Origin of the sequence: Angustibacter sp. Root456 (genome assembly GCF_001426435.1) — a bacterium.
GTDB lineage: Bacteria > Actinomycetota > Actinomycetes > Actinomycetales > Angustibacteraceae > Angustibacter.
The window spans coordinates 287254-307679 of record NZ_LMER01000014.1; the positions used below are offsets into that span (position 1 = coordinate 287254).

The 20426-nt window shown below is 72.3% G+C and carries 16 protein-coding genes; 1 reads left to right on the forward strand and 15 read right to left on the reverse strand.

Annotated features, from left to right (window positions below; all coding sequences use genetic code 11):
- Positions 1–15: 15 nt before the first annotated feature.
- From ASD06_RS06515 to ASD06_RS06530, 4 genes are all read right to left on the reverse strand, one after another.
- Positions 16–1155 carry a ring-opening amidohydrolase gene (locus ASD06_RS06515; RefSeq protein ID WP_056674681.1) on the reverse strand — a complete coding sequence of 380 codons (1140 nt, stop codon included), beginning with the start codon at positions 1153–1155 and terminating at the stop codon, positions 16–18.
- Positions 1156–1193: 38 nt separating this feature from the next.
- Positions 1194–2126, reverse strand: a complete 933-nt coding sequence (locus tag ASD06_RS06520) for a carbamate kinase (protein WP_056674682.1) — start codon at positions 2124–2126, stop codon at positions 1194–1196.
- Positions 2127–2233: 107 nt separating this feature from the next.
- On the reverse strand, positions 2234–3727 hold the full coding sequence (locus ASD06_RS06525; RefSeq protein ID WP_056674683.1) for a carboxyl transferase domain-containing protein: 1494 nt from the start codon (positions 3725–3727) through the stop codon (positions 2234–2236).
- Entirely contained in the window at positions 3724–4941 is a 1218-nt protein-coding gene (locus ASD06_RS06530) for a CaiB/BaiF CoA-transferase family protein (RefSeq protein WP_056674685.1), read from the reverse strand. Before ASD06_RS06530 ends, ASD06_RS06525 begins: the two co-directional genes overlap by 4 nt.
- A 182-nt stretch (positions 4942–5123) precedes the next feature.
- Between ASD06_RS06530 and ASD06_RS06535 the strand changes: the two genes are divergently transcribed.
- A complete protein-coding gene (locus ASD06_RS06535) occupies positions 5124–5675 on the forward strand; it encodes a hypothetical protein (RefSeq protein WP_200941918.1) in 552 nt (183 codons plus the stop codon).
- Here the strand turns inward: ASD06_RS06535 and ASD06_RS06540 are convergent.
- The 11 genes from ASD06_RS06540 to ASD06_RS06590 form a co-directional block, all read right to left on the reverse strand.
- Positions 5672–6487: a DUF4184 family protein gene (locus ASD06_RS06540; protein WP_056674687.1), complete on the reverse strand. Its 816-nt coding sequence runs from the start codon at positions 6485–6487 to the stop codon at positions 5672–5674. The two genes, ASD06_RS06535 and ASD06_RS06540, sit on opposite strands and share 4 nt — an antisense overlap.
- A 110-nt stretch (positions 6488–6597) precedes the next feature.
- Positions 6598–8514, reverse strand: coding sequence for a hydantoinase B/oxoprolinase family protein (locus ASD06_RS06545; RefSeq protein ID WP_056674689.1), 1917 nt, complete (start codon positions 8512–8514; stop codon positions 6598–6600).
- 5 nt (positions 8515–8519) lie between these two features.
- On the reverse strand, positions 8520–10610 hold the full coding sequence (locus ASD06_RS06550; protein WP_056674690.1) for a hydantoinase/oxoprolinase family protein: 2091 nt from the start codon (positions 10608–10610) through the stop codon (positions 8520–8522).
- Positions 10607–11545, reverse strand: a complete 939-nt coding sequence (locus ASD06_RS06555) for a carbon-nitrogen hydrolase family protein (RefSeq protein WP_056674691.1) — start codon at positions 11543–11545, stop codon at positions 10607–10609. Before ASD06_RS06555 ends, ASD06_RS06550 begins: the two co-directional genes overlap by 4 nt.
- Positions 11545–12198, reverse strand: a complete 654-nt coding sequence (locus tag ASD06_RS06560) for a carbon monoxide dehydrogenase subunit G (RefSeq protein ID WP_056674692.1) — start codon at positions 12196–12198, stop codon at positions 11545–11547. Before ASD06_RS06560 ends, ASD06_RS06555 begins: the two co-directional genes overlap by 1 nt.
- Complete coding sequence (cutA, locus tag ASD06_RS06565) at positions 12195–14630, reverse strand: aerobic carbon-monoxide dehydrogenase large subunit (RefSeq protein ID WP_056674696.1); 2436 nt, start codon at positions 14628–14630, stop codon at positions 12195–12197. The genes ASD06_RS06560 and cutA overlap by 4 nt, the downstream gene beginning before the upstream one ends.
- Positions 14627–15127, reverse strand: a complete 501-nt coding sequence (locus ASD06_RS06570) for a (2Fe-2S)-binding protein (RefSeq protein WP_056674698.1) — start codon at positions 15125–15127, stop codon at positions 14627–14629. The genes cutA and ASD06_RS06570 overlap by 4 nt, the downstream gene beginning before the upstream one ends.
- Positions 15124–15987 carry a xanthine dehydrogenase family protein subunit M gene (locus ASD06_RS06575; RefSeq protein WP_056674700.1) on the reverse strand — a complete coding sequence of 288 codons (864 nt, stop codon included), beginning with the start codon at positions 15985–15987 and terminating at the stop codon, positions 15124–15126. Before ASD06_RS06575 ends, ASD06_RS06570 begins: the two co-directional genes overlap by 4 nt.
- Before the next feature lie 92 nt (positions 15988–16079).
- Positions 16080–16922 (reverse strand): hypothetical protein, encoded by an 843-nt coding sequence (locus ASD06_RS06580; RefSeq protein WP_056674702.1) that lies wholly within the window; start codon positions 16920–16922, stop codon positions 16080–16082.
- A gap of 153 nt (positions 16923–17075) precedes the next feature.
- Positions 17076–18542, reverse strand: a complete 1467-nt coding sequence (locus ASD06_RS06585; protein ID WP_082537766.1) for a solute carrier family 23 protein — start codon at positions 18540–18542, stop codon at positions 17076–17078.
- A gap of 208 nt (positions 18543–18750) precedes the next feature.
- Complete coding sequence (locus ASD06_RS06590) at positions 18751–20397, reverse strand: PucR family transcriptional regulator (protein ID WP_082537767.1); 1647 nt, start codon at positions 20395–20397, stop codon at positions 18751–18753.
- Between the last annotated feature and the right edge of the window lie 29 nt (positions 20398–20426).

The following is a 20426-nucleotide window of genomic DNA, read 5'->3' on the forward strand; positions in this document are numbered from 1 at the left end:
ACNGCGAGGGAGGGGTCAGGGGGTGGGCGGGCGGTAGCCGGTGGGCTCGGCGCCGAGGTCGACGATCGCCGCCACGGGCCCCCCGCCGTCCGGGCCCTGGTGAGCCGCCGACACCGACACGAACACCGCCGGGTCGCCGGTGACCGCCGCCGTCACGCCGCCCACCGCCGACTTGATCTGCCGGTGCCAGTGCACGTCGGAGTCGTCGAGCATGGCGTTGCGACGACCCCGCACGACGCCGTCCTGCGACGCCTCGCACTTGAGGAACACGTTGACGAGCCGGCCGTCGAGGTCGGACGGGTGCGGCCGCTCGGGCAGGTCGAGGCCGGCGTCCTTGATGGCCGCCCAGATGCCGTCGGCGTCCAGGGCGTCGCGCATCACCGAGTGGCCGATCCGGTACCGGCCACCGACGCCGCGGGCGTTGCCGACCACCACGACCTGCGCCTGGTCGAGCTCGACGCCGGACGAGCACGACGCCACGGACGAGTAGAGCGAGCGGTCGTGCATGACGTCCTCGTCGCGCGGCATCTCGATCTCGCCGAGCGCCACGGCGATGCCCAGGGCGGTGCAGCCGTTCGACAGGTCCATGGACTCGTGGGTGTGTTCCGTCCACACCGTCTTGCCGCGGCTCTTGGCGTCCCGGATCGTGTGGATCGTCAGCAGCGGCGTCTTGGTCTGCACGTAGTGCACGTCGGCGGGGTCGGTGATGCCGGCTCGCTCCATCGCGACCGTCACGGCATCGGCGACCTTGGTGATCATGGCGGTGCGGCCGATGTCCTCGGGCGCCAGCACCTCGCTCATGGCGAAACCCACCGTGAGCCGAGGCTCGTCGGTGCCCTCGACCTGGTCGTCGGGCACGGTCGCGAAGACCGTGGCGTGCGGGCTGATGATCCCGTCGGTGCCGCCCGACCACACGATCGGCACCTGCTTGACCTCCTCGGCCGACCGTGAGCCCTTGGCCACCAGCACCTCGCGGAACGCGCGGTCGGCGATGATGCGGGTGTAGTCGTTCACTCCGCCGTTGCCCTCGGTCTTGCCGATCACGGCGATGACGCGGTCGGCCTCGAGCACGCCGTCGTCGATGAGCTGGGCGAGGCCGCTGGCGTCGCTGACGTTGAGGATGGGCACCTTGCGGACCTCGATGGCCTGCGGCATGGGAGCTCCTTCGCGATGGGTCGGATGGATCGAGCGGTTCAGCGGCCGACGACGGTGCCGGCGTCCCCGGCCACCGCGGCGGCGATGTCGTCGAGCGAGCAGATGGCGGCCCGACGTCCCCCGGCCTCGACGAACCGGCAGACGGCCTCGACCTTGGGGCCCATCGAGCCGCTCGCGAACTCGCCGGCGGCGGCCAGCCCGCGCAGCTCGCCCACGCACACGGCGCCCAGCTCGCGCTGGTCGTCGGTGCCCCACGCCGTGGCGACGTGGGCGACGTCGGTGGCGATGACGAGCACGTCGGCGTCGAGCGAGCGGGCGAACAGCGCGGCCGTGAGGTCCTTGTCGATGACCGCCTCGACACCGCGCACGGAGCCGTCGTCGTCGCGCACGCACGGGATGCCACCACCTCCGGCCGCCACGACGACGTAGCCGGCGTCGACCAGCGCACGGGCGGCTGCGGCGTCCAGCACCTCGAGCGGCTCGGGTGACGCGACGACGCGGCGCCAGCCGCGCTCACCGCGGTCCTGCCACACCTCACCGTGGTCGACGAGCACCTGGGCCTCCTCGCGCGACAGGTACCGGCCCACCGGCTTGGTGGGTGAGGTGAAGCCGGGATCGTCGCCGTCGACGAGCGTGCGGGTGACAATCGCGGCAGCCGGACGGCGAACGCCGCGCTGGGTGAGCGCGCGCTCGAGCGCGTTCACCACGATGAACCCGATGGTCGCCTGCGTCTGCGCGCCGCACCAGTCGAGCGGAACGGGCGGCACGACGGCGGCCGCGAGCTCGTTCTTCACCAGCAGGTTGCCGACCTGGGGTCCGTTGCCGTGCGTCAGCACGACCTCGTGGCCCGCGGCGATGAGGTCGGCGACCTTCTGCATCGCCACCGTGACCGCCGCGATCTGGTCACCCGGCCGGGCAGCGCCGTCCGGTGACGTCATGGCGTTGCCGCCGAGGGCTACGAGGACTCGCACGAGGTGAAACCTAGGCGAGGCGGGTGCGGCCGCGTCATGGAGACCTGTACCCACACCCGGCGTCACGATTGGTCAGGATTCGCCGCACGTCGCGACCCGGCACCGGCTCACAGACCGAGCCGGCGGTAGCGGGCCAGCCGGTCGGCCAGCCGCTGCTCGGGCGCTGCCCGCAACAGACCCACGAGCTCCTGCTGCAGCACCTCACCGAGCCGGACGCAGAAGGCCTCCGGCTCGTCGGCGGCGTCGGGAAGCTCGAGCACGACGCGGTCGACGATGCCGTGCGCCAGCAGGTCGGACGACCTGACGCCCTGCTCGTCGGCCATCTGCGGCGCGTGCTCGACGTCGCGGTGGACGATCGCCGACGCCCCCTCCGGCGGCAGCGGCGACAGCCAGGCGTGCTGCGCGGCGACCACGCGGTCGGCCGGCAACAGCGCCAGCGCGCCGCCGCCGGAGCCCTGGCCCAGCAGCACCGACACCGTCGGGGCGTCGAGCACCACGAGCTCGGCCAGACAGCGCGCGATCTCGCCGGCCAGGCCACCCTCCTCCGCCGCCTTGGACAGCGCCGCTCCGGGGGTGTCGATCACCGTCACCAGCGGCAGGCGCAGCTCGCTCGCCAGCCGCATGCCCCGGCGGGCCTCGCGCAGGGCGCCTGGCCCCATCGGGGCGAGCTCGGTCTGGCCGCGGCGGTCCTGCCCGAGGAACACGCAGGGCGCGCCGCCGAAGCGTGCGATGGCGAGCAGCAGGCCGGGGTCGGCCTCACCCTCACCGGTGCCGTTGAGCGGCAGGACGTCGGACGCGGCGTACCGCAGCAAGCGCCGCACGCCGGGGCGGTCGGGACGCCGTGACCGCTCGATCGACTGCCACGCAGGCACATCGGGGACAGCGGGGTCGTCGCCGGGCTCGGTGTCCGGCAGTCCCTCGCGCGGCGCCAGCAGCACGTTGAGCGCGCGGTCGAGCACCGCGCTGACCTCCTCGGGTGGGAGCACGGCGTCGACCAGGCCCTTGTCGTAGAGGTTCTCGCTGCGCTGCACGCCCTCGGGGAACGACTGGCCGTGCAACGCCTCGTACACGCGCGGCCCGAGGAAGCCCACCAGGGCGCCGGGCTCGGCCACGGTGACGTGCCCCAGGGAACCCCAGGACGCGAGGACCCCGCCGGTGGTGGGATGGCGCAGGTACACCAGGTACGGCAGGCCGGCGGCCTTGTGCGCGGCGATCGCTGCGGAGATCTTCACCATCTGCAAGAAGGCGACGGTGCCCTCCTGCATCCGCGTGCCGCCCGACACCGGAGCCGCCAGCAGCGGAAGGCCCTCTCTCGTCGCGCGCTCGATGGCGAGCACCAGCCGCTCGGCCGCCGCGACGCCGATGCTGCCGGCGAGGAAGGCGAACTCGCACGCGACGAAGGCGACGCGTCGGCCGCGCAGCCGCGCCTCACCCGTGACGACGGCCTCGTCGAGCCCGCTGCGCTCGCGCGCCCCGGCGAGCTCACGTGCGTAGTCCTCGGAGGTCTCGACCGGCACGGGTGGCGCGTCCCACGAGGCGAGCGAGCCGTCGTCCATCACGAGCTGCAACAGCTCGAGCGCGCTGGGCCGCCTGGCGCTCATGGCTTCTCGGCCTGCAGCGGCTGCTCGCCGTCGTCGTCCAGCCAGGCCAGCACTCGCGCGTGGTCGGCGTCCAGCAGCGGCGGCGCGGCGTGGTCGCGCTTGGTGGTCTCGTCGCCGTCGGCGGCGAAGAACCGCAACGGCGGCCCCGGCAGTGTGATCGGGCCGAGCGTGGGGTGCTCGACGTCGACCAGCAGTCCCTGGCTGCGGGTCTGCTCCCACTCGTAGACCTCGTCCAGGGTGCGCACTCGACCGGCCGGGATCCCCGCTGTCGCAAGGCGTTCGAGCAGCGTGGCGCTGTCGTGGTCGGCGAAGGCGCGTTCGATGACGGCGATGACGTCGTCTCGGTGCGCGACGCGCTCGGCGTTGGTGCGCATCCCGTCGGTGTCAGGGTCGATGTCGAACTCCGCGCACAACCGGCGCCACAGGCCCTCGCTGCCCACCGACAGCTGCACGGCACCGTCGCGGCAGTGGAACAGACCGTACGGCGCGATGGACGGGTGGTGGTTGCCCGCCGCGCGCCCCACCTCCCCGGCGACGGTGTAGCGCGTTCCCTGGAAGGCGTGGACGCCCACGATGCCCGCGAGCAGCGACGTGCGCACCACCTGGCCGCGCCCGGTGCGCTCGCGCTCGAGCAGGGCGGCCAGCACGCCGTACGCACCCCACATGCCGCCCAGCAGGTCGCCGATGGGCACACCGACCCGCTGCGGGTCGTCCGGGCCCGAGCCCGTGAGCGACATCAGCCCGGCCTCGCCCTGGGCGATCTGGTCGTAGCCGGCGCGTCCGCCCTCCGGCCCATCGTGGCCGAAGCCGCTGATTGACAGCACGACCAGACGCGGGTTGAGTGCGAGGAGCCGCTCGGCCGAGAAGCCCAGCCGGTCGAGGACGCCGGTGCGGAAGTTCTCGAGCAGCACGTCCGCGCGGCGCACCAGCGACTCGAGGGTGCGGCGTCCGTCGTCGGACTTCAGGTCGAGCGCCACCGACTCCTTGTTCCGGTTGCACGACAGGAAGTACGTCGACACGGGGTGGTCGGGGTCGGTGTCGGGTGTGATGAACGGCGGCCCCCATCCACGCGTGTCGTCCCCGGCCGTCGGGCTCTCGATCTTGATGACGCGGGCCCCGAGGTCGCCGAGCATCATGGCGGCGTGGGGCCCGGCGAGCGCGCGGGTGAGGTCGACGACGACGAGGCCGGCGAGCGGGCCGGCGTGAGGTGCCATGCCGCTGAGCCTAGGCAACGCCCGCCGCTGCCGGACCGGCGAATGTCGCCAGCGCCCGGGCTGGAGCCTGTCCACTGGTGCGTGCACCTCGGATCCGACGTGCACCGCAGTAGGAGTCGGGAGGTCGGTCGGGTGGTCGGTCGGTGGTCGATCGGGGGTGGCCGGCGTGGGAGGCTGGTGGCGTGCCCGAGCTCGACCCTGTGCAGCAGGTCGTCGTCCTGTTGCGGGAGCGGGAGCCGGTCGCCGGCAGCACGCACCTGATCGCCGTCGACGGGCCGAGCGGCGCCGGCAAGACGACGTTCGCCGCCCGCCTCAGCGACGCCCTCGACGGCGCGCCTGTGGTGCACATGGACGACCTCTACCCCGGATGGGACGGCCTCGCCGACGCCGTCCCCCGCGCCGTCGAGTGGATCGTCGAACCGCTGCTGCGCGGCGCCACCGCCCGCTATCGCAGGTTCGACTGGGACCACCACGAGTACGCCGAGTGGCACGAGGTGCCGGCCGCGCGCGTCGTCGTGATCGAAGGGGTCGGCAGCGCGGCCCGCGCGATGGCTCCTGCCCTCACGGCCTCGGTGTGGGTCGACGCACCGGAGCCGGTGCGCATGGCCCGCGGCATCGCCCGGGACGGCGAGGCCTACCGGCCGCACTGGGAGCGGTGGGCCCGGCAGGAACGCGTGCACTTCGCCGTCGACGCGACGCGAGAGCGCGCCGACGTCGTGGTGCGCACGGGCTAGCCCGGCACCTGCTCGGACGTCGGCTCACGGCGCTCCACCTCGTCGTCCGACGGGGCTTCGACGAGCCAGCGCCGCACCCAGAAGGCGGTGGTCAGCACCGCGACGGCGAGCAGGGCCCCGGCCAACGTGCCGAAGACGACCTCGCCCACTGTCAGGCTGCCACTCGCAGGGCCGGACGTCTGCGACGCCGCATGCTGCCAGCGCCAGATGCCTCCCCCGACCACGCCGAGAAGCACGACCGCCGCCGCCAGCCGGCGCGGTAGCCACGGTCGGCGCTCAGCCACCGCCGCTGTGACCGGAGTGCGCAGCCACCACTGCCGCACCCAGGCGAGCACGACGAGCAGACCGACGGCACTCGACGCCAGCTGCAGGACGAAGAAGACGCGCTCTTGCCCGGCGAAAGCCTCGAACCACGTCGTGCCCTCACCGCTGTGCGTGCACGCGTCCCACAGCAGGTGGCTCGCGGCGCCGACCACGGCGGCGGCGACCCACCACACCACTGCCGGGCGTCGCCGCGGCACCGGGTGCCAGCGCGCCGCCAAGCCCGGCAGGGTGGCGACGACGGCCGGACGGACGGCGGCGACCCACGCGCACCACACCACGGCGGTGAGAACGAGGTCGAGCACGAGCGCGAACGGGCCGGTGTGCGTCGCCGGGCGCAGGTCAGCAGCTCCGAGAACAGCCGGGAGGTCGGGCACCATCGCCCCGATGACCAGCGGTGCGGTAGGCAGTGCCTCGACGCGCGTGCGCCCAGAACGCAGTGGCACCACGGCGGCCAGGTGGCTGATGGTGAACGGCACGTCCTCCAGCATGCCCGCTCCGGCAGCGCGCGGCAGGCAGACTGGCGCGCACTACACGGCTCCTGCACGATCCCTCCACGCGGGCGTGCCGGGCCCATGCGCGGGCGCGGTGGTCGGCCGCGTCAGAGACGGTCGACCTCGGCCGACACCGCACCGCCGGACAGGCGGGCGTAGCCCGGCCCGCGGTCGAAGAAGGCCGGCTCCGGCTCGCAGTCCGCCCGACGCCGGGCCCGCAGCTCGTCCGACGCGGCCACGTCCACCGCGGCCCGCTCGGCCGGGCCGGTGACGACGACGCCGTAGTCCCGGGCAGCCCCCTCCACCGACACCTTGCCCCAGCGGACGTCGCGGACCACCGCGTCGTACGGGCGCAGCAGCGGATCGCCCCACCCGCCCCCGCCGGTGGTGCGGATCCGGATCAGCTCACCGGCACGCACCGGCTCTGAATCGGCCAGCGCGTCCACCTCGCGCTCGGTCGGCCCGCCCGGGTCGATGGTGACCGAGAACGGCTGACCGGCCTTGCCCCCCTTGACGCCCCAGCAGGCCAGGATCGAGCGGTCGGCGATCGACATGAAGTGCCCGTCGCGCAGCATGCGGATCTGCTTGTCGTAGCCCAGGCCACCGCGGTGCAGGCCTGGGCCACCGGAGTCGACGGCGAGCCCGAGCGACTCGACGCGGAACGGGAACCGGCTCTCGGTGAACTCCGTCGGCAGGTTCCGGCTGTCAGGCACCACGTGGATGGTGTCCTCACCGTCGCCGTGCGGCCGGCCGCCCGATCCGCCGCCGAGCACCTCCCGCATGAGGTACGCGTTGCCCTCGAGGTCCTGGCCGTACACGCCGGTGTAGCGGATGGTCTCCTGGTCGGCCGGCATGGCCCCGTCCACGGCCTTGGCGACCACACCGGCGAGCACGCCCAGCAGTCGCAAGATGACGAACGTGCGGGCATTGGTCGGGGCCGGGAACACCGGTGTCAGAAGGGTTCCGGGCTCTGGGAAGTGCATCTCGATTAGCGGCACCACGCCCTCGTTGACATCGAGCTCGGCCATCCGCTCGGGGGTCTCGGCGAGGTTGCGCAGGATCGGCGCCAGCCACTTCTTGAGGAACGTTCCCTCAGCGTAGTCGCCGCAGTGGTTGATCGGGCCGCGCGCTTGCGGGCCCGTCCCGGTGAAGTCGATGATTAGCCGCTCGCCGCCGAGGTCGTCGGCGGGAGTGCGCGTCAGCGTGATGCGCTGGGTGTGCAGCCGGGGCTCGTCGACGCCGTCGTGCTCGGCGTAGTCCTCCCAGACGTACGAGCCGACTGGGATCTTCGACAGGATCTCCCGGCGGTACGTGGCGGTCGTGTGGTCGAGGATGGCGTCGAAGGCCGCCTCGACCGTCGGCACGCCGTACCGGTCGAACAGCTCCCCGAGGCGGCGCGCGCCCATGAGGCAGGCGCTGCACTCGGCGTCCAGGTCGGCCGCCAGCGACTCGGGCATGCGCGAGTTGCGCGTCATGATGCGCAGCGCCGCCTCGTTGGGGGCGCCGGCGTCCCACAACCGGATCGGCGGCACCATCAAGCCCTCTTCGAACACGCTCGTGGCGTGCGAGGGCATCGACCCCGGCACCGCTCCCCCGATGTCGTCGTGGTGGCCGAAGGCCTGCACGAACGCCACGACGTACGGCTCGTCGTCGTCGCTGGTGGCGAAGACGGGCACGGTGACGCACAGGTCGGGCAGGTGACCGATCCCGCCCTCGGACTCGTAGACGTCGTTGTGGAAGAACACGTCGCCGGGCCGCATCGTCTCGGGCGGGAAGTCGCGCGCCACCGGGTGCACGAGCGCGGAGTACGAGCGGCCGGTGAGCTTGCGCAGGTGCCGGTCGTGGATGCCGGCGCGGAAGTCGTGGGCATCGCGGATCATCGGCGATCGTGACGTCCGCGCGATGGCTGTCTCGACCTCCATCTCGACGCTCGCGAGGTAACCCTCGACGATCTCGACGAGCACCGGGTCCACGTCGGACGCCGGCACGTCGGTGAGCCGGTAGCCGTAGGGGTGCTGGGGCATGCCTCTCACGCCGTCACCTCCCGGGTGATCCGCAGGTTGGCGTGGCGGTCGACCTCGGCGCGAAAGCCAGGATGCACCGGCACGGTGGAGCCGAACTCCTCGATGACCGCCGGCCCTTCGACGACGTCACCGCTGCCGAGCCGCGACCGGTCGTACACCGTGGCCTCGCACCACCCGTCGCCGAAGTGGGCTCGCCGGGTGCCGGTGCGGGCCGCGCCGGACCCGCGGCCGCCCACCGCCATGGGCAGCTCCGGCGTGCGGATGGGGCCGACGCCGGTGACGCGCAGGTTGACCCACTCCACCTCCTGCCGAGGGTCGTCGCGGAGGTCGTAGCCGTACAGCGCGCGGTGCTCGGCGTGGAACGCGTCGGCGACGGTGGTGGCGAGCTCGGCGTCGACAGCGCCGTCCGGCACGGGGACGCGCACCTCGAACGCCTGGCCGAAGTACCGCAGGTCGGCGGTGCGCTCGAACCGGCGCGCCGACGGGTCGAAGCCCTCGCGGGCCAGGGCGGCGTCAGCCTCGTCCTGCAGCTCGCCGAGCACGGCGTCGAGGCGCGCGTGGTCGAGCTGGCTCTGGCGCGCCACAGTCGTGCGGACGTAGTCGTTCCTGACGTCCACCGTCAGCAGCCCGTACGCCGAGAGGTTGCCCGGGTCGGGTGGCACGAGCACGCCATGCAGGCCGAGGACGTCGATGAGCCGGCACGCCAGCAGCGAACCCGAGCCGCCGAAGGTCACGAGCGTGAAGTCGCGGACGTCGAGACCGCGCTTGATCGAGATCTGCCGCAGGGCGTTGGCCTGGTTCCAGGCCGAGATCTCGAGGATGCCGGTGGCGCAGTCCTCCGGCGCCAGCCCCAGCCGCTCGGACAGCCGGTCGATCACACCGCGGGCGGCCTCGGCGTCGAGCGGCACCTCACCGCCGAGCAGGTGCGGCGGGATCCGGCCCAGCACCAGGTGGGCGTCGGTGATCGTCGGCTCCGTGCCGCCGCGCGCGTAGCAGACCGGGCCGGGGTCGGCCCCGGCCGACTGGGGCCCGACCTTGAGCGTGCCCTCGGGTGTCACCCAGGCGATGGACCCCCCGCCCGCACCGACGGTGACGACGTCGATCATCGGGATCTTGCTCGGGTAGGCCCCGACGCTGCCCTCGGTGGTGAGCGCCGGCCGGCCGTCGACGACCACCGTCACGTCGGTGGAGGTGCCACCGCCGTCGCAGGTGAGCACGCGGTCGACGCCGGCAGCGCGGGCCACGACGGCGGCGCCGAGGGCTCCGGCTGCGGGACCGGACAGCACCGTGGTGATGGGCTGGTGCACGACCTCAGCGGCCGACAGCACACCGCCGTTGGACTTCATGACGTAGAAGGGCACGTCGCGCGGACCTTCGGCGGCCGTGGCGTAGTCGGCCAGCCGGCGACCGATGTTCTCGACGTACCGGCGGATGTTCGGCTTCACCGCGGCGTCGACGAGCGTGGTGATGCTGCGCTCGTACTCGCGGTACTCGCGCAGCACCTCGCTCGAGATGCTCACCACGGCGTCCGGGTGCTCGCGGCGCAGCACCTCGCGCATGGCCACCTCGTGCACGGGGTTGGCGTAGGAGTGCAGGAAGCACACGCCGATCGTGGTGATGCCCGCGTCCTTGAAGAAGCGCGCCGCGGCCACGGCTTCTGCCTCGTCGAACGGGCGCACCTCGCTGCCGTCGACCGCGAGCCGGCCCCGCACGGTGCGCACGCGGTCAGCCGGAACGATCCGCGGCGGCTTGACCCAGAAGTAGGAGTTGCCGTAACCGTCGGGCACCGACTGGCGCGCGATCTCGAGCAGGTGCCGGTACCCCTCGGTGGTGATGAACCCGAGGTTCTCGACCTTGCCCTCGAGCAGCTTGTTCGTCGCCACCGTGGTGCCGTGGCTGACGGCGCTCACCGCCGACCCGTCCAGGCCCATCAGTCCCAGCACCTTGTCGATGCCGGTGAGGAAGCCCTCGGCGGGGTCGGCCGGCGTCGACGGCGTCTTGGTGGTCACGATCTCGCCCGACACCTCGTCGACCGCCACGACGTCGGTGAAGGTGCCCCCTGTGTCGATGCCGATGCGGACGCGGCGCTCGCTCACGGGCGGTCGCTCGGCTCGTCGCGCAGCGAGTGGGGCGCACCGTGCGGGAACGACGTCCGCCCCGGTGACTGCAGCAGGTCGGCGTACCGCCGGATGACGTCGAGGTTCCGCTCGGCGAGGTGGTCGAACGACTGCGGCACAGAGCTTCCCGGCGTCAGGGAGGCCATCGCCTGCTGGGGGTCGAGCCGCGCCGAGATCCAGCACTCGTGGCTCGCGGCGCGGGCGATCGTGTGCGACGTCGGGTCGACCACGTGGCTGTTGCCGAAGTAGTGCACGCCCGCCGGGTCGCTGCCCGTGGCGTTGGCGGCCACGACGTAGACGTGGTTGTCGTACGCGCGCGCACGGCTCGTCAGCTCAGCGATGTCGGCCGACCGCAGCAGGGCCGAGGGCCGCACGATCACCTCGGCTCCCTGCAGCGCCTGGATGCGCCACAGCTCGGGGAAGTCGCCGTCGAAGCAGATCGCCATGCCGATCCGGCCGAGATCGGTGTCGACCACGGTCACGTCGTCACCCGGGGTCACCCAGCCACCGCGGCGGACGTCCTCGCTGCAGAACGGCTGGGTCTTTCGGTACGTGCCGAGCACCGCGCCGTCCGGGCCGATGAGCACCGCGGAGTTGTAGACGACGCCGCGGTCGGCGCCGCGCTCGTACGTGCCCCACACGACGTGGGCGCCCGCGGCCCGCGCGGCGTCCTGCAGCGGCTCGGTGACCGCGCCGGGCACCTCGGACACGAGGTCCCAGAGCTCCTCGGGGGACGTCCCCGGCGTGAAGCCGGTCGACGCGGTCTCGGGCAGCACGACGAGCTCGGCGCCGGTCGCGTCGGCGCAGCGGGCAACCCACTGCGCCGCGCGCCGGCAGTTCTCGGCGATGGTCTCGGCGGTCAGCGGGGCGGCTGATGGCGCCAGCTGGACGGCGGCGGCGGTGAAGGCGCGCATCATCGACCTCGCGCGATCGCCCAGCCGACGACGACGCCGGCCAGGGCGATGAGCGCCCCGACCACGGCGGCGGGCAGCTGGCTGCGCAGACCGGCCACCGGCGCTGCCGGCGCCGCAGGCACGATCGGTGGAGGTCCGACGGGCACGGCAGGCGCACCCGCCACCTCCGGTGCCACGCCCGCGGGCGGGGCGGCCGAGATACCGGCGGGTCGGCGTCCGGCGAGGACGTCGTCGACGTTGCCGAAGAACTGGCCGGCCATCTTCTTGGCCACGCCCGTGAGCATGCGCTGCCCGACTCCGCCGACCACTCCGCCGACGACCGCGTCCGCGTCGTAGTCCAGCCGCGTGCAGGTGCCGTCGACGTCGACGAGCACCACGCGGCAGGTCGCGTCCACGGTGCCCGGTGCGCCGGATCCCTTGGCCCGCAACGTGAACGACTCCGGCGCGACCTGGTCGCAGAGCGCGACCTCACCGTCGTAGGTGCCCTTGATGGACGCCACGCCCGCAGTGACGCTCATGCGATAGCGGTCGTCCCCCACCGGCTGCAGCGACTCGCAGCCGGGAATGGCGCCGACGAGCACGGTTGGATCCAGCAGCGCCTCGTACACGCGCTGCCGTTCCGCCTGCAGCACAGCGGATCCGGTGACCTTCATCGGCGAACCTCTCCTCGCTGACGCGCACGCAGAGCGTGCAAATCGCTGGGGCTGATGGGCATGCGGGTGATGCGCAGACCTTCGGCGTCCTCGATCGCCGCGGCGATAGCGGCCGCTCCAGGAATCACCCCGGCCTCGCCGGCGCCCTTGATCCCCAACGGGTTCAGGGGTGACGGCGTCTCCAGGTGATCGATCTCGATCGTGCGTGGCACCTCAGTGGCGTACGGCATGAGGAAGTCCATGAACGACGCGTTCAGCAGCTGGCCGTGCTCGTCGTACTCCATCCGCTCGTACAGCGCGCCACCGACGCCCTGCGCGACTCCACCGTGGATCTGGCCCTCGACGATCATCGGGTTGATGAGGTTGCCGCAGTCGTGGACGACGCAGTACCGCAGGATGCGGATCTCAGCGGTGTCCGGGTCGGTCTCCACGACCACGGCGTGCATGCCGTTCGCGAACGTCGACCGCTCGGGCGAGTAGTAGCCGGTGCCCTCGAGCCCGGGCGACTCCCCCTCGGGCACAGGCACCTTGTTGGCCGCTCCCACCGCGAACTGCGTCGCGGCCCGCGCGGCCTCGTCGAACGCGTAGCGCAACGGGTTCGACAGCACGGCGACGGTGCCGAGGGGCATGCGCGTCCCAGGCGCTCCCTTGACCTGCACCACGCCGTCGACGATCTCGAGGTCGTCCTCGGCCACCTCGAGCGCCTCCGCGGCGATGCGCAGCGCCTTGGCGCGCACGATCCGCGAGGCGACGGCGATGGCCGAGCCACTCATCACCGCGGCCCGCGAGGCGAAGGTGCCTACGGCGTAGGGGAAGCGGCGTGTGTCGCCCGTGACCACCTCGACGTCGGACAGCGGCACCCCCAGCTCGTCAGCGGCGATCTGGGCGAACGACGTGTAGTGCCCCTGACCCTGCGTCGTGAGCCCCGTGGCCACCTTGACCTGCCCCGACGTCTCGACCACGACGTGGGCGCCCTCGTACGGTCCCACGCCCGTGCCCTCGACGTAGCACGCCAGGCCGATGCCGACGGTGCGGCCCTCGGCGCGCGCCGTGTCGCGGTAGGCGGCGAACTCGTCCCAGCCCACGAGCTCCTTGAGCTTCGCCAGGGAGGCCGGGTAGTCGCCGGAGTCGTAGATGAGCGGGCGGCCGTCCTGGAACACCAGGTGGTGGTCGTACGGCATCTCGTCGGGCTGGATGAAGTTGCGCTCGCGCACGACGGTGCGGTCCAGCCCGAGCGCGTCGGCGACGGCGTCCATGGTGCGCTCCATCGCGAAGACGGCCTGGGGCCGGCCGGCGCCGCGGTAGGGCGTGACGATGACGGTGTTGGTGTAGACCGACCAGAACTCGCAGCGGTACACCCCGGGCTTGTACGGCCCGAGCAGCTGGGTCGAGGTGATGATCGGGACGATGATCCCGTACGGCGTGTAGGCGCCGTTGTCGTGCCAGAACCGCACGTCGAGCGCGAGCAGGTGACCGTCGTCGTCGAAGCCGACCGTCACGTGCTGCAGCTGGCCGCGTTCGTGAGCGCTCGAGATGAAGTGCTCGCGCCGGTCCTCGACCCACTTCACCTGGTCGCCGAGTCCCGCTGCCGCCAGGCGTTTGGCGGCCCACGGCACCAGCACCTCCTCGGGCCACGGGTGCACGATCTTGACGCCGAACCCGCCGCCGACGTCCGGAGCGATCGCGTGCACGCGCGTCAGCGGGAGGTTGAGCTTCGCGGCCACGGCGGCCCGCACGGACGTCGACGCCTGCGTGGAGGTGTGCACGCGCAGCGACTGCTCGGTCTCGTCCCAGCGAGCCAGGACTCCCTTGCCCTCCAACGGCATCGAGGCGCTGCGTTCGATCTCGAGGTCGAGCTCGAGGGTGTGCGGGGCGGTCTGCAGAGCTCGCTCGACCGCGAGGGGGTCGGCGTCGGTGCACTGCACCAGGTGCGCGGCGACGTTGTCGGGGACGTCGGCGTGCACGGCTCGGTCGGCCCGGCGCGCGGCCTCGACGCCCACCACCGGCTCGAGGAACTCGTACGTCACCTCGACGGCCTGGCAGGCGTCCTCGGCGACGTAGCGATCGACCGCCACCACCATGACCACCGCTTCGCCGACGTGGTTCACCTCGTCCTTGGCCAGCGGGTACGGCGTCCGGGGGGCGTGCAGGGCCGGGTGCGGGATGAGCAGCGGGAGCGGCTCGCTGACCCGCGTGCCTTCTGCCGCATCGGCTTGCGCGAGGTCCTCGTAGGTGTAGATCGCGATGACGCCCTCGATGTCGAGCGCGCCGGTGACGTCGACGTCGACCACGCGAGCGTGCGCGTGCGGACTGCGCACGAACGCGGCCGCCAGGGCGCCGCGGCCGAGGTCGTCGAGGTAGCGGCCACCACCCGTCAGCAGACGTGGGTCCTCGACCCGAGCGACCTTCTCTCCGAACAGCTTGGTCGTCACGAGCGCACCTCGGACTGCTGGCGCCGCAGCTCGGCGGCCCGCAGCACCGCCTTCTTGATGTTCTGGTAGCCCGTGCAGCGACACAGGTTGCCCGACACCGCCTCCAGGGCGTCGTCCTCGGTGGGGTCGGGGTTCTCGTCGAGGTAGGCGGCGATCGTCGTCAGGAAGCCGGGCGTGCAGAAGCCGCACTGCAGACCGTGGCACTCGCGAAAGGCCTGCTGCACGGGGTGGAGCGTGCCGTCGTCGGCGGCCAGCCCCTCCACGGTGGTGATCTCGTGCCCGTCGACCGTCGCCGCCAGCAGCAGACAGGCCCGCACCGGACGCCCGTCGAGCAGCACGGTGCAGGCTCCGCAGACTCCGTGCTCGCAGCCCACGTGGGTGCCGGTGAGCCCGAGGTCGTGACGCAGGGCGTCGCTGAGCAGTCGGCGCGCGGGCAGGGTCGCCTCGCGCGGCACGCCGTTGACGTGCAGCCGCACCCTCACCTGCTGCTCGCTCACTGCGCTCCTCCGTTCACGGCCTGCTGGAACGCCCGCACCGTGAGCACGCGCGCCAGGTGGGCGCGGTAGTCGGCGGTGGCGTGGATGTCAGGTTCGGGCTCGAGCCGGCTCACCGCGAGCTCAGCCGCAGCAGCCCAGTCGGCGTCGTGCACCGCCTGCCCGCGAACGGCTTCGGTGAGGTCGAGCACCGGCGGCGTTGGCCCCATCGACACGTAGGCCGCCCGGGCCGACGTCACCTGGTCGTCGACGGTGTCGACGGTGACCGCCACCCCGCACATCGCGTAGTCGCCGTGACGGCGCGCGATCTCCACGACCGCGCTCAGGCGGCCCGCTGGCGCCAACGGCACCTGAGCGGCGACCGCCAGCTCGTCCGGACGCAACGACGACTCCAGCGGGCCCACGAACAGCTCGGACGCCGGCACCGTCCGCTCGCCCGTCGCCGACCGCGCGATCACGGCCCCCTCGAGCAGCGCGAGCACCGCCGGCATCTCACCGGCCGGGTCGGCGTGGCAGATGCTGCCCACGGTCGTGCCGCGGTTGCGGATCGTCGGGTGCGCGACGTTGCGCAGGCCCTGCCGCAGCAGGGGCTGGACCATGAACGCCGCGCCGTCACGCTCCAGGTCGCTGTGCCGCACCAGGGCACCGAAGCGCACGCCCGAGCCGTCGACGTGCACGTCGCCCAGGCCGGGCAGGGCGTTGACGTCGACCACGTGCGCCGGGGACGCCAACCGCATCGACAGCAGGGGCAGCAGGCTCTGCCCACCCGCGAGCACCTTGGCCTCGGCGCCGAGCTCGCTGAGGAGCGTCAGCGCCTCAGCGAGCTCGGCCGGCCGGTGGTACTCGAAGGGCGCGGGCTTCATGGAGCGATCCTGCCCTGTGCCCCGGCCCTCATCCTCGTCAGGTGTTGCCTAACCCCCTGCGTGTCGCCGTCAGGCCCTCTCGCGCGTCGCCGTCACAGCGAGTTGGCGTACAGCTTGGACGCGCCGGAGAGCAGTGAGGTGTTGCCGCAGACGTACGAAGATCCCGATGACGTCCAGAACTTCACCGACCGCGACGTGGAGTCGGTGCTCGAGAAGGTCCCGCTGATCCCGATGACCGACATCGAGACGCTCGTGGTGTATTCATGGCCCCACGAGAAGGTCTTGGCCTGGCCGTGCGGCAGGTAGACCTTGTTCTCCGGGATCGACGACCGACCGGTGCGGCACCTCGGGGTGCTGGTCGACGCGCTGACGTACCGCATGTCGGTGGTCCAGGTCTTCGGCAGGTAGCGGTACTTCGGCGTGTAGTCGCGCAGGACGATCTGCCCGCTTCGCGGGTCCTTGTTGATGCAGACCACCCGCACCTTCTGGTACTTGAACGCCGCCTGCACCTGCTTGTGGCTGTTGCCTGGCAGGACGCTCATCGTGGTCGCGACCTGGTAGGAGCTGGAGGAGCTGGAGGATGCCGAGACGCTCCAGTGCTTGCCGCCGTCGACGCTCACGCCGCCAGCCAGGCTCGTCGTGAGCTTCGTGCCGTACTCGAACTGGCCGAAGACGTTGCCTGCCGTGTGGATCTCTCCCACCGGGACCCAGACGGTCGACGTCCCGGCGTCCTGGTAGTAGAAGCCGCTGTGGGTGCCGCGGCCGTACAGGCAGTAGTAGCCGTCCTCGGACTCCGCTGTCGCCAGGTGCACCCCCCCGAGGTCGCGGGCGGCCGGTCCGAAGCCGACGAGCGTGGCCGCCAGCAACGCCAGCCCGGTGAGCGAGCTGATGACGAAGCGACGGGCCGGCTTGGCCAGTGCGCGTGGTGAAGCCATAGGTGGTGCCCCCGATCACGAAGTCGGCCGGGGTGGCCGAGGTGGGGCATTCCTACCGCTGGAAGACCCGCGCCCGCAGCGACTCCGCCGAAGTCATCACGCGTTCGGCCCCCGGAGACGCTCCGGGGGCCGAACGTCAGCAGGCGGACGCCGTCAGCGGTGGCGTCGTCCGTCGTCGGGGTCCTCGACGTACATGCCGGGCTCGTTGAGCACCAGCGACGGGCCCTCGTCGATGGCCTCCCCGCGATCGGCCGCGCGCTTGAGGTGCGCGGGCGCCAGCGCGTGCGCCAGGTGGTAGGCCAGGACGGCCACGATGGTGCCTAGCGCGATGCCCGACAGGGTGAAGGAGTCGCTGAACTTCAGCGAGGTGTCGCCGATCGCGATGATGATGCCCGCGGCGACCGGCACGAGGTTCACCGGGTTGGCGAAGTCGACGTTGTTCTCCTTCCAGATCTTCGCGCCCAGCAGGCCGATCATGCCGTAGAGCACCACCGTGATGCCGCCGAGCACACCGCCCGGCGTCGCGGACACGAGCGCGCCGAACTTCGGCGAGAAGCCGAAGAGCAGGGCCACGATCGCCGCCACGAAGTACGCGGCGGTGGAGTAGACCCGGGTGGCCGCCATGACGCCGATGTTCTCGGCGTACGTGGTCGTCGGGCTGCCACCGACGGACGTCGCGATGACCGTGCCGATGCCGTCCGCGGCGATGGCGCGGCCCATCATCGGGTCGAGGTCCGTCTTGGTCATCTCGGCGACGGCCTTGACGTGGCCGGTGTTCTCGGCCACCAGTGCGATGACGGCGGGCAGCACCAGCAGGATGAACGCCCACTTGAAGTCCGGCAGGTGGTAACCGACGAGCGTCTTGCCGTCAGGGCCGACCGAGCCGGTCTTGGGCGGGAAGCCGATCCAGGCTGCGTCCTTGACGCCCTGCCAGTTCACCCGCCAGTGGGTGGTGTCCTTGCCTGCTGCCGGGTCGAACGAGGTGATCTTGCCGAAGCCGCGGTCGAACAGCCACGACAGCACGTACCCGAACACCAGGCCGAGGAAGATCGCGATGCGGCCGAGGAAGCCCCGCAGCCCGACGCTCATCGCGATGACGGCCGTCATGACGATCAGCGCCACCCACTGGTCCTGCGGCCAGTACGTGCGAGCGACGACCGGGGCGAGGTTGAAGCCGATCAGCATCACGACTGCGCCGGTCACGACCGGAGGCAGCACGCGGTAGATCACCCGTGAGCCGGCGAAGTGGATGATGACGCCGACGATCGCCAGCACGACGCCCGCGACCAGGATCGCGCCCGTCACCTGCTGCGACGTGCCGCCCTGGGCCCGGATCGCCGCGACACCGCCGACGAACGACGCCGAGGTGCCGAGGTAGCTGGGCACCGCTCCCTTGACGATCAGCAGGAAGCAGATCGTCGCGATGCCGCTCATCATGATGGCGAGCTGGGCGTTGAGCCCCATGATGAGCGGGAAGACGAAGGTCGCACCGAACATCGCGACCACGTGCTGTGCACCGAGCCCTATCGTGCGCCCCCACGAGAGCCGTTCGTCGGGGGCGACGACCTCGCCAGGAGCCAGGCTCCTGCCGTCCCCGTGGAGCTTCCAACCGATCGCCATGGGCGTTGTCCTCTCGGGCTTCTTCTCGAGACTGACGTCGGCGCGTCCTGTGACGCGCGTCACGAGGTCAGCATGGCGCGAGGCTAGGCGCGGGCGTGGGAGGCGGCACCGTCACTGCCTGCCAGGCATTCCGGACGGCGTTGTCGACGTCCCCCAAGGCCCGCCCGACCTGTGCACTTCGGATCCGAAGTGCACGGACGGGGCGGGGTCAGCCGAGGCCGCGCATCGGCATGATACGCAGCGCCAGCGCGAGGTCGAGGCGCAGGTCGGCGTCCTCGGTGAAGGGCCCGAGGATGCGCTCGAGCTTGCCGATGCGGTACCTCAGGGTGTTGTAGTGGAAGTGCAGTCGCCGTGCGGTCTCGGCGACGTTGAGGTTGGTGTCGAGCAGCACCTCGAGCGTGCGGCGCAGGTCCCGCGACTGCGGCGTCGGCTCGGCCAGCTCGCCGAGCGTCTCGTGCAGGAACGTCCGCAGCTCGGCGCTGTCGGGCACCAGGCTGAGCAGCCGGTGCACCCCCAGCCGGTCGAAGTGCGCGACGCCGCCCGGGCCGTGCACCTGCCGCGACACCCGCACGCACGTGCGTGCCTGCTCGTACGCCCTCGTGATCGCGTCGACCCCCGGCACGACGCGGCTCACGCCGATGGTGAAGCCTCGGGCCGAGCCGGCGTTCTTGTCGTGGTACGCCGCAGCGAGGTCACGCGCCGTCCGCTCCACCTGGACGCCGGACTGCGCACCGACGATGGCGACCACCTCGGTGGCGAAGCCGCACACCAGGGCCCCGCCGTCCCGCGCGCGCAGCAGGGCCCGCCACGCGGCCGCCATCCGCTCGGTCACGACGTCACCGGCCGGGCCGGAGCGCACGCCGGCGTCCGGCTGGGCCACCACGACCACGAGCGGCCGGTCGAGCTGCCACCCGAGCGCGGCGGCGTGCCGGACGACGACCTCCTGGTCGTCGATACGGCCGAGCAGGACGTCGCGCAGGAAGTCGGCCTGGTAGCGCTCCTCCACCGCGCTCACGGCCTGCTGCTTCACGGCGACCAGAGCGCACACCACGGCGGCGCGCTCGATGGCGTGCACGTCCTGCGGGCTGATGTCACCCTCCGACACCGCGACGACGCGCCCGTGGCTCACGCCGCCGGCCACGATCGGCACGACGACGCGGTCGGGCCCGGGCGCGTCCAGCGAGCCGCCGGGTGCCGCGAGCACCGCGTCGACGTGCGCCCCCGCCTGCGCCGCCACCCGGCCCTCGGCGTCTGTCACGACCACCGAGAGCCCGAGGCCCGTCGACAACGCACGGGCCACCTCGGGCAGGCCTCCCCCGCCCAGGACGATCTGCACCAACGCGCGGTGGATCTCCTCGCTGCGTGCGAGCAGCGCCGCCTGGCGGCCCAGCACCGCGCTCAGCACCTCGTTGAGCACGTCGTCGAGAGAGACCTCGGACGGCAGGGCCAGCACGGGCAGACCGATCGCGTCGGCGCGCCCCAGCGCCTCGGGTGGCAGCTCGCGCACGTAGGCGCCGAGCTTGACCGCCACCGCGACGACACCCCGCCGGGCCAGCGCCTCGAACTGCGCCGGGAGGTGGTCCTCGCGGTCGAGCATCGGGTAGCCGGTGGTGACGAGCAGCTCGTCGTCGCGGACAAACGGCAGGACGTCGGGCGTCTCCCACACGCCGACGCGCACCACCTGGCGACCGAGGCCGCCGGCACCCGCCAGCACCTCCACGCCGCGCAGCGCCGGGAGGGCCAGCGCCTCGTGGAGCGAGATGCCGTAGGCCGCCGGCTCCAGCCTGAGACTGCCCCCGGCCTGCGTCGGCAACCCGGACCCGAGGGCGAGGCGATCTTCGGCAACTCTCGTCATGTGGGCAGCGTAGGAGCCTGGATAGCGTC

Coding starts and splice junctions, on each gene's coding strand:
- ASD06_RS06530 (WP_056674685.1), bottom strand. CDS start 4,941: ATGGCACCTCACGCCGGCCCGCTCGCCGGCCTCGTCGTCGTCGACCTC.
- ASD06_RS06540 (WP_056674687.1), bottom strand. CDS start 6,487: ATGCTGGAGGACGTGCCGTTCACCATCAGCCACCTGGCCGCCGTGGTG.
- ASD06_RS06585 (WP_082537766.1), bottom strand. CDS start 18,542: ATGGCGATCGGTTGGAAGCTCCACGGGGACGGCAGGAGCCTGGCTCCT.
- ASD06_RS06580 (WP_056674702.1), bottom strand. CDS start 16,922: ATGGCTTCACCACGCGCACTGGCCAAGCCGGCCCGTCGCTTCGTCATC.
- ASD06_RS06560 (WP_056674692.1), bottom strand. CDS start 12,198: ATGAAGGTCACCGGATCCGCTGTGCTGCAGGCGGAACGGCAGCGCGTG.
- ASD06_RS06515 (WP_056674681.1), bottom strand. CDS start 1,155: ATGCCGCAGGCCATCGAGGTCCGCAAGGTGCCCATCCTCAACGTCAGC.
- ASD06_RS06525 (WP_056674683.1), bottom strand. CDS start 3,727: ATGAGCGCCAGGCGGCCCAGCGCGCTCGAGCTGTTGCAGCTCGTGATG.
- ASD06_RS06590 (WP_082537767.1), bottom strand. CDS start 20,397: ATGACGAGAGTTGCCGAAGATCGCCTCGCCCTCGGGTCCGGGTTGCCG.
- ASD06_RS06575 (WP_056674700.1), bottom strand. CDS start 15,987: ATGAAGCCCGCGCCCTTCGAGTACCACCGGCCGGCCGAGCTCGCTGAG.
- ASD06_RS06555 (WP_056674691.1), bottom strand. CDS start 11,545: ATGCGCGCCTTCACCGCCGCCGCCGTCCAGCTGGCGCCATCAGCCGCC.
- ASD06_RS06545 (WP_056674689.1), bottom strand. CDS start 8,514: ATGCCCCAGCACCCCTACGGCTACCGGCTCACCGACGTGCCGGCGTCC.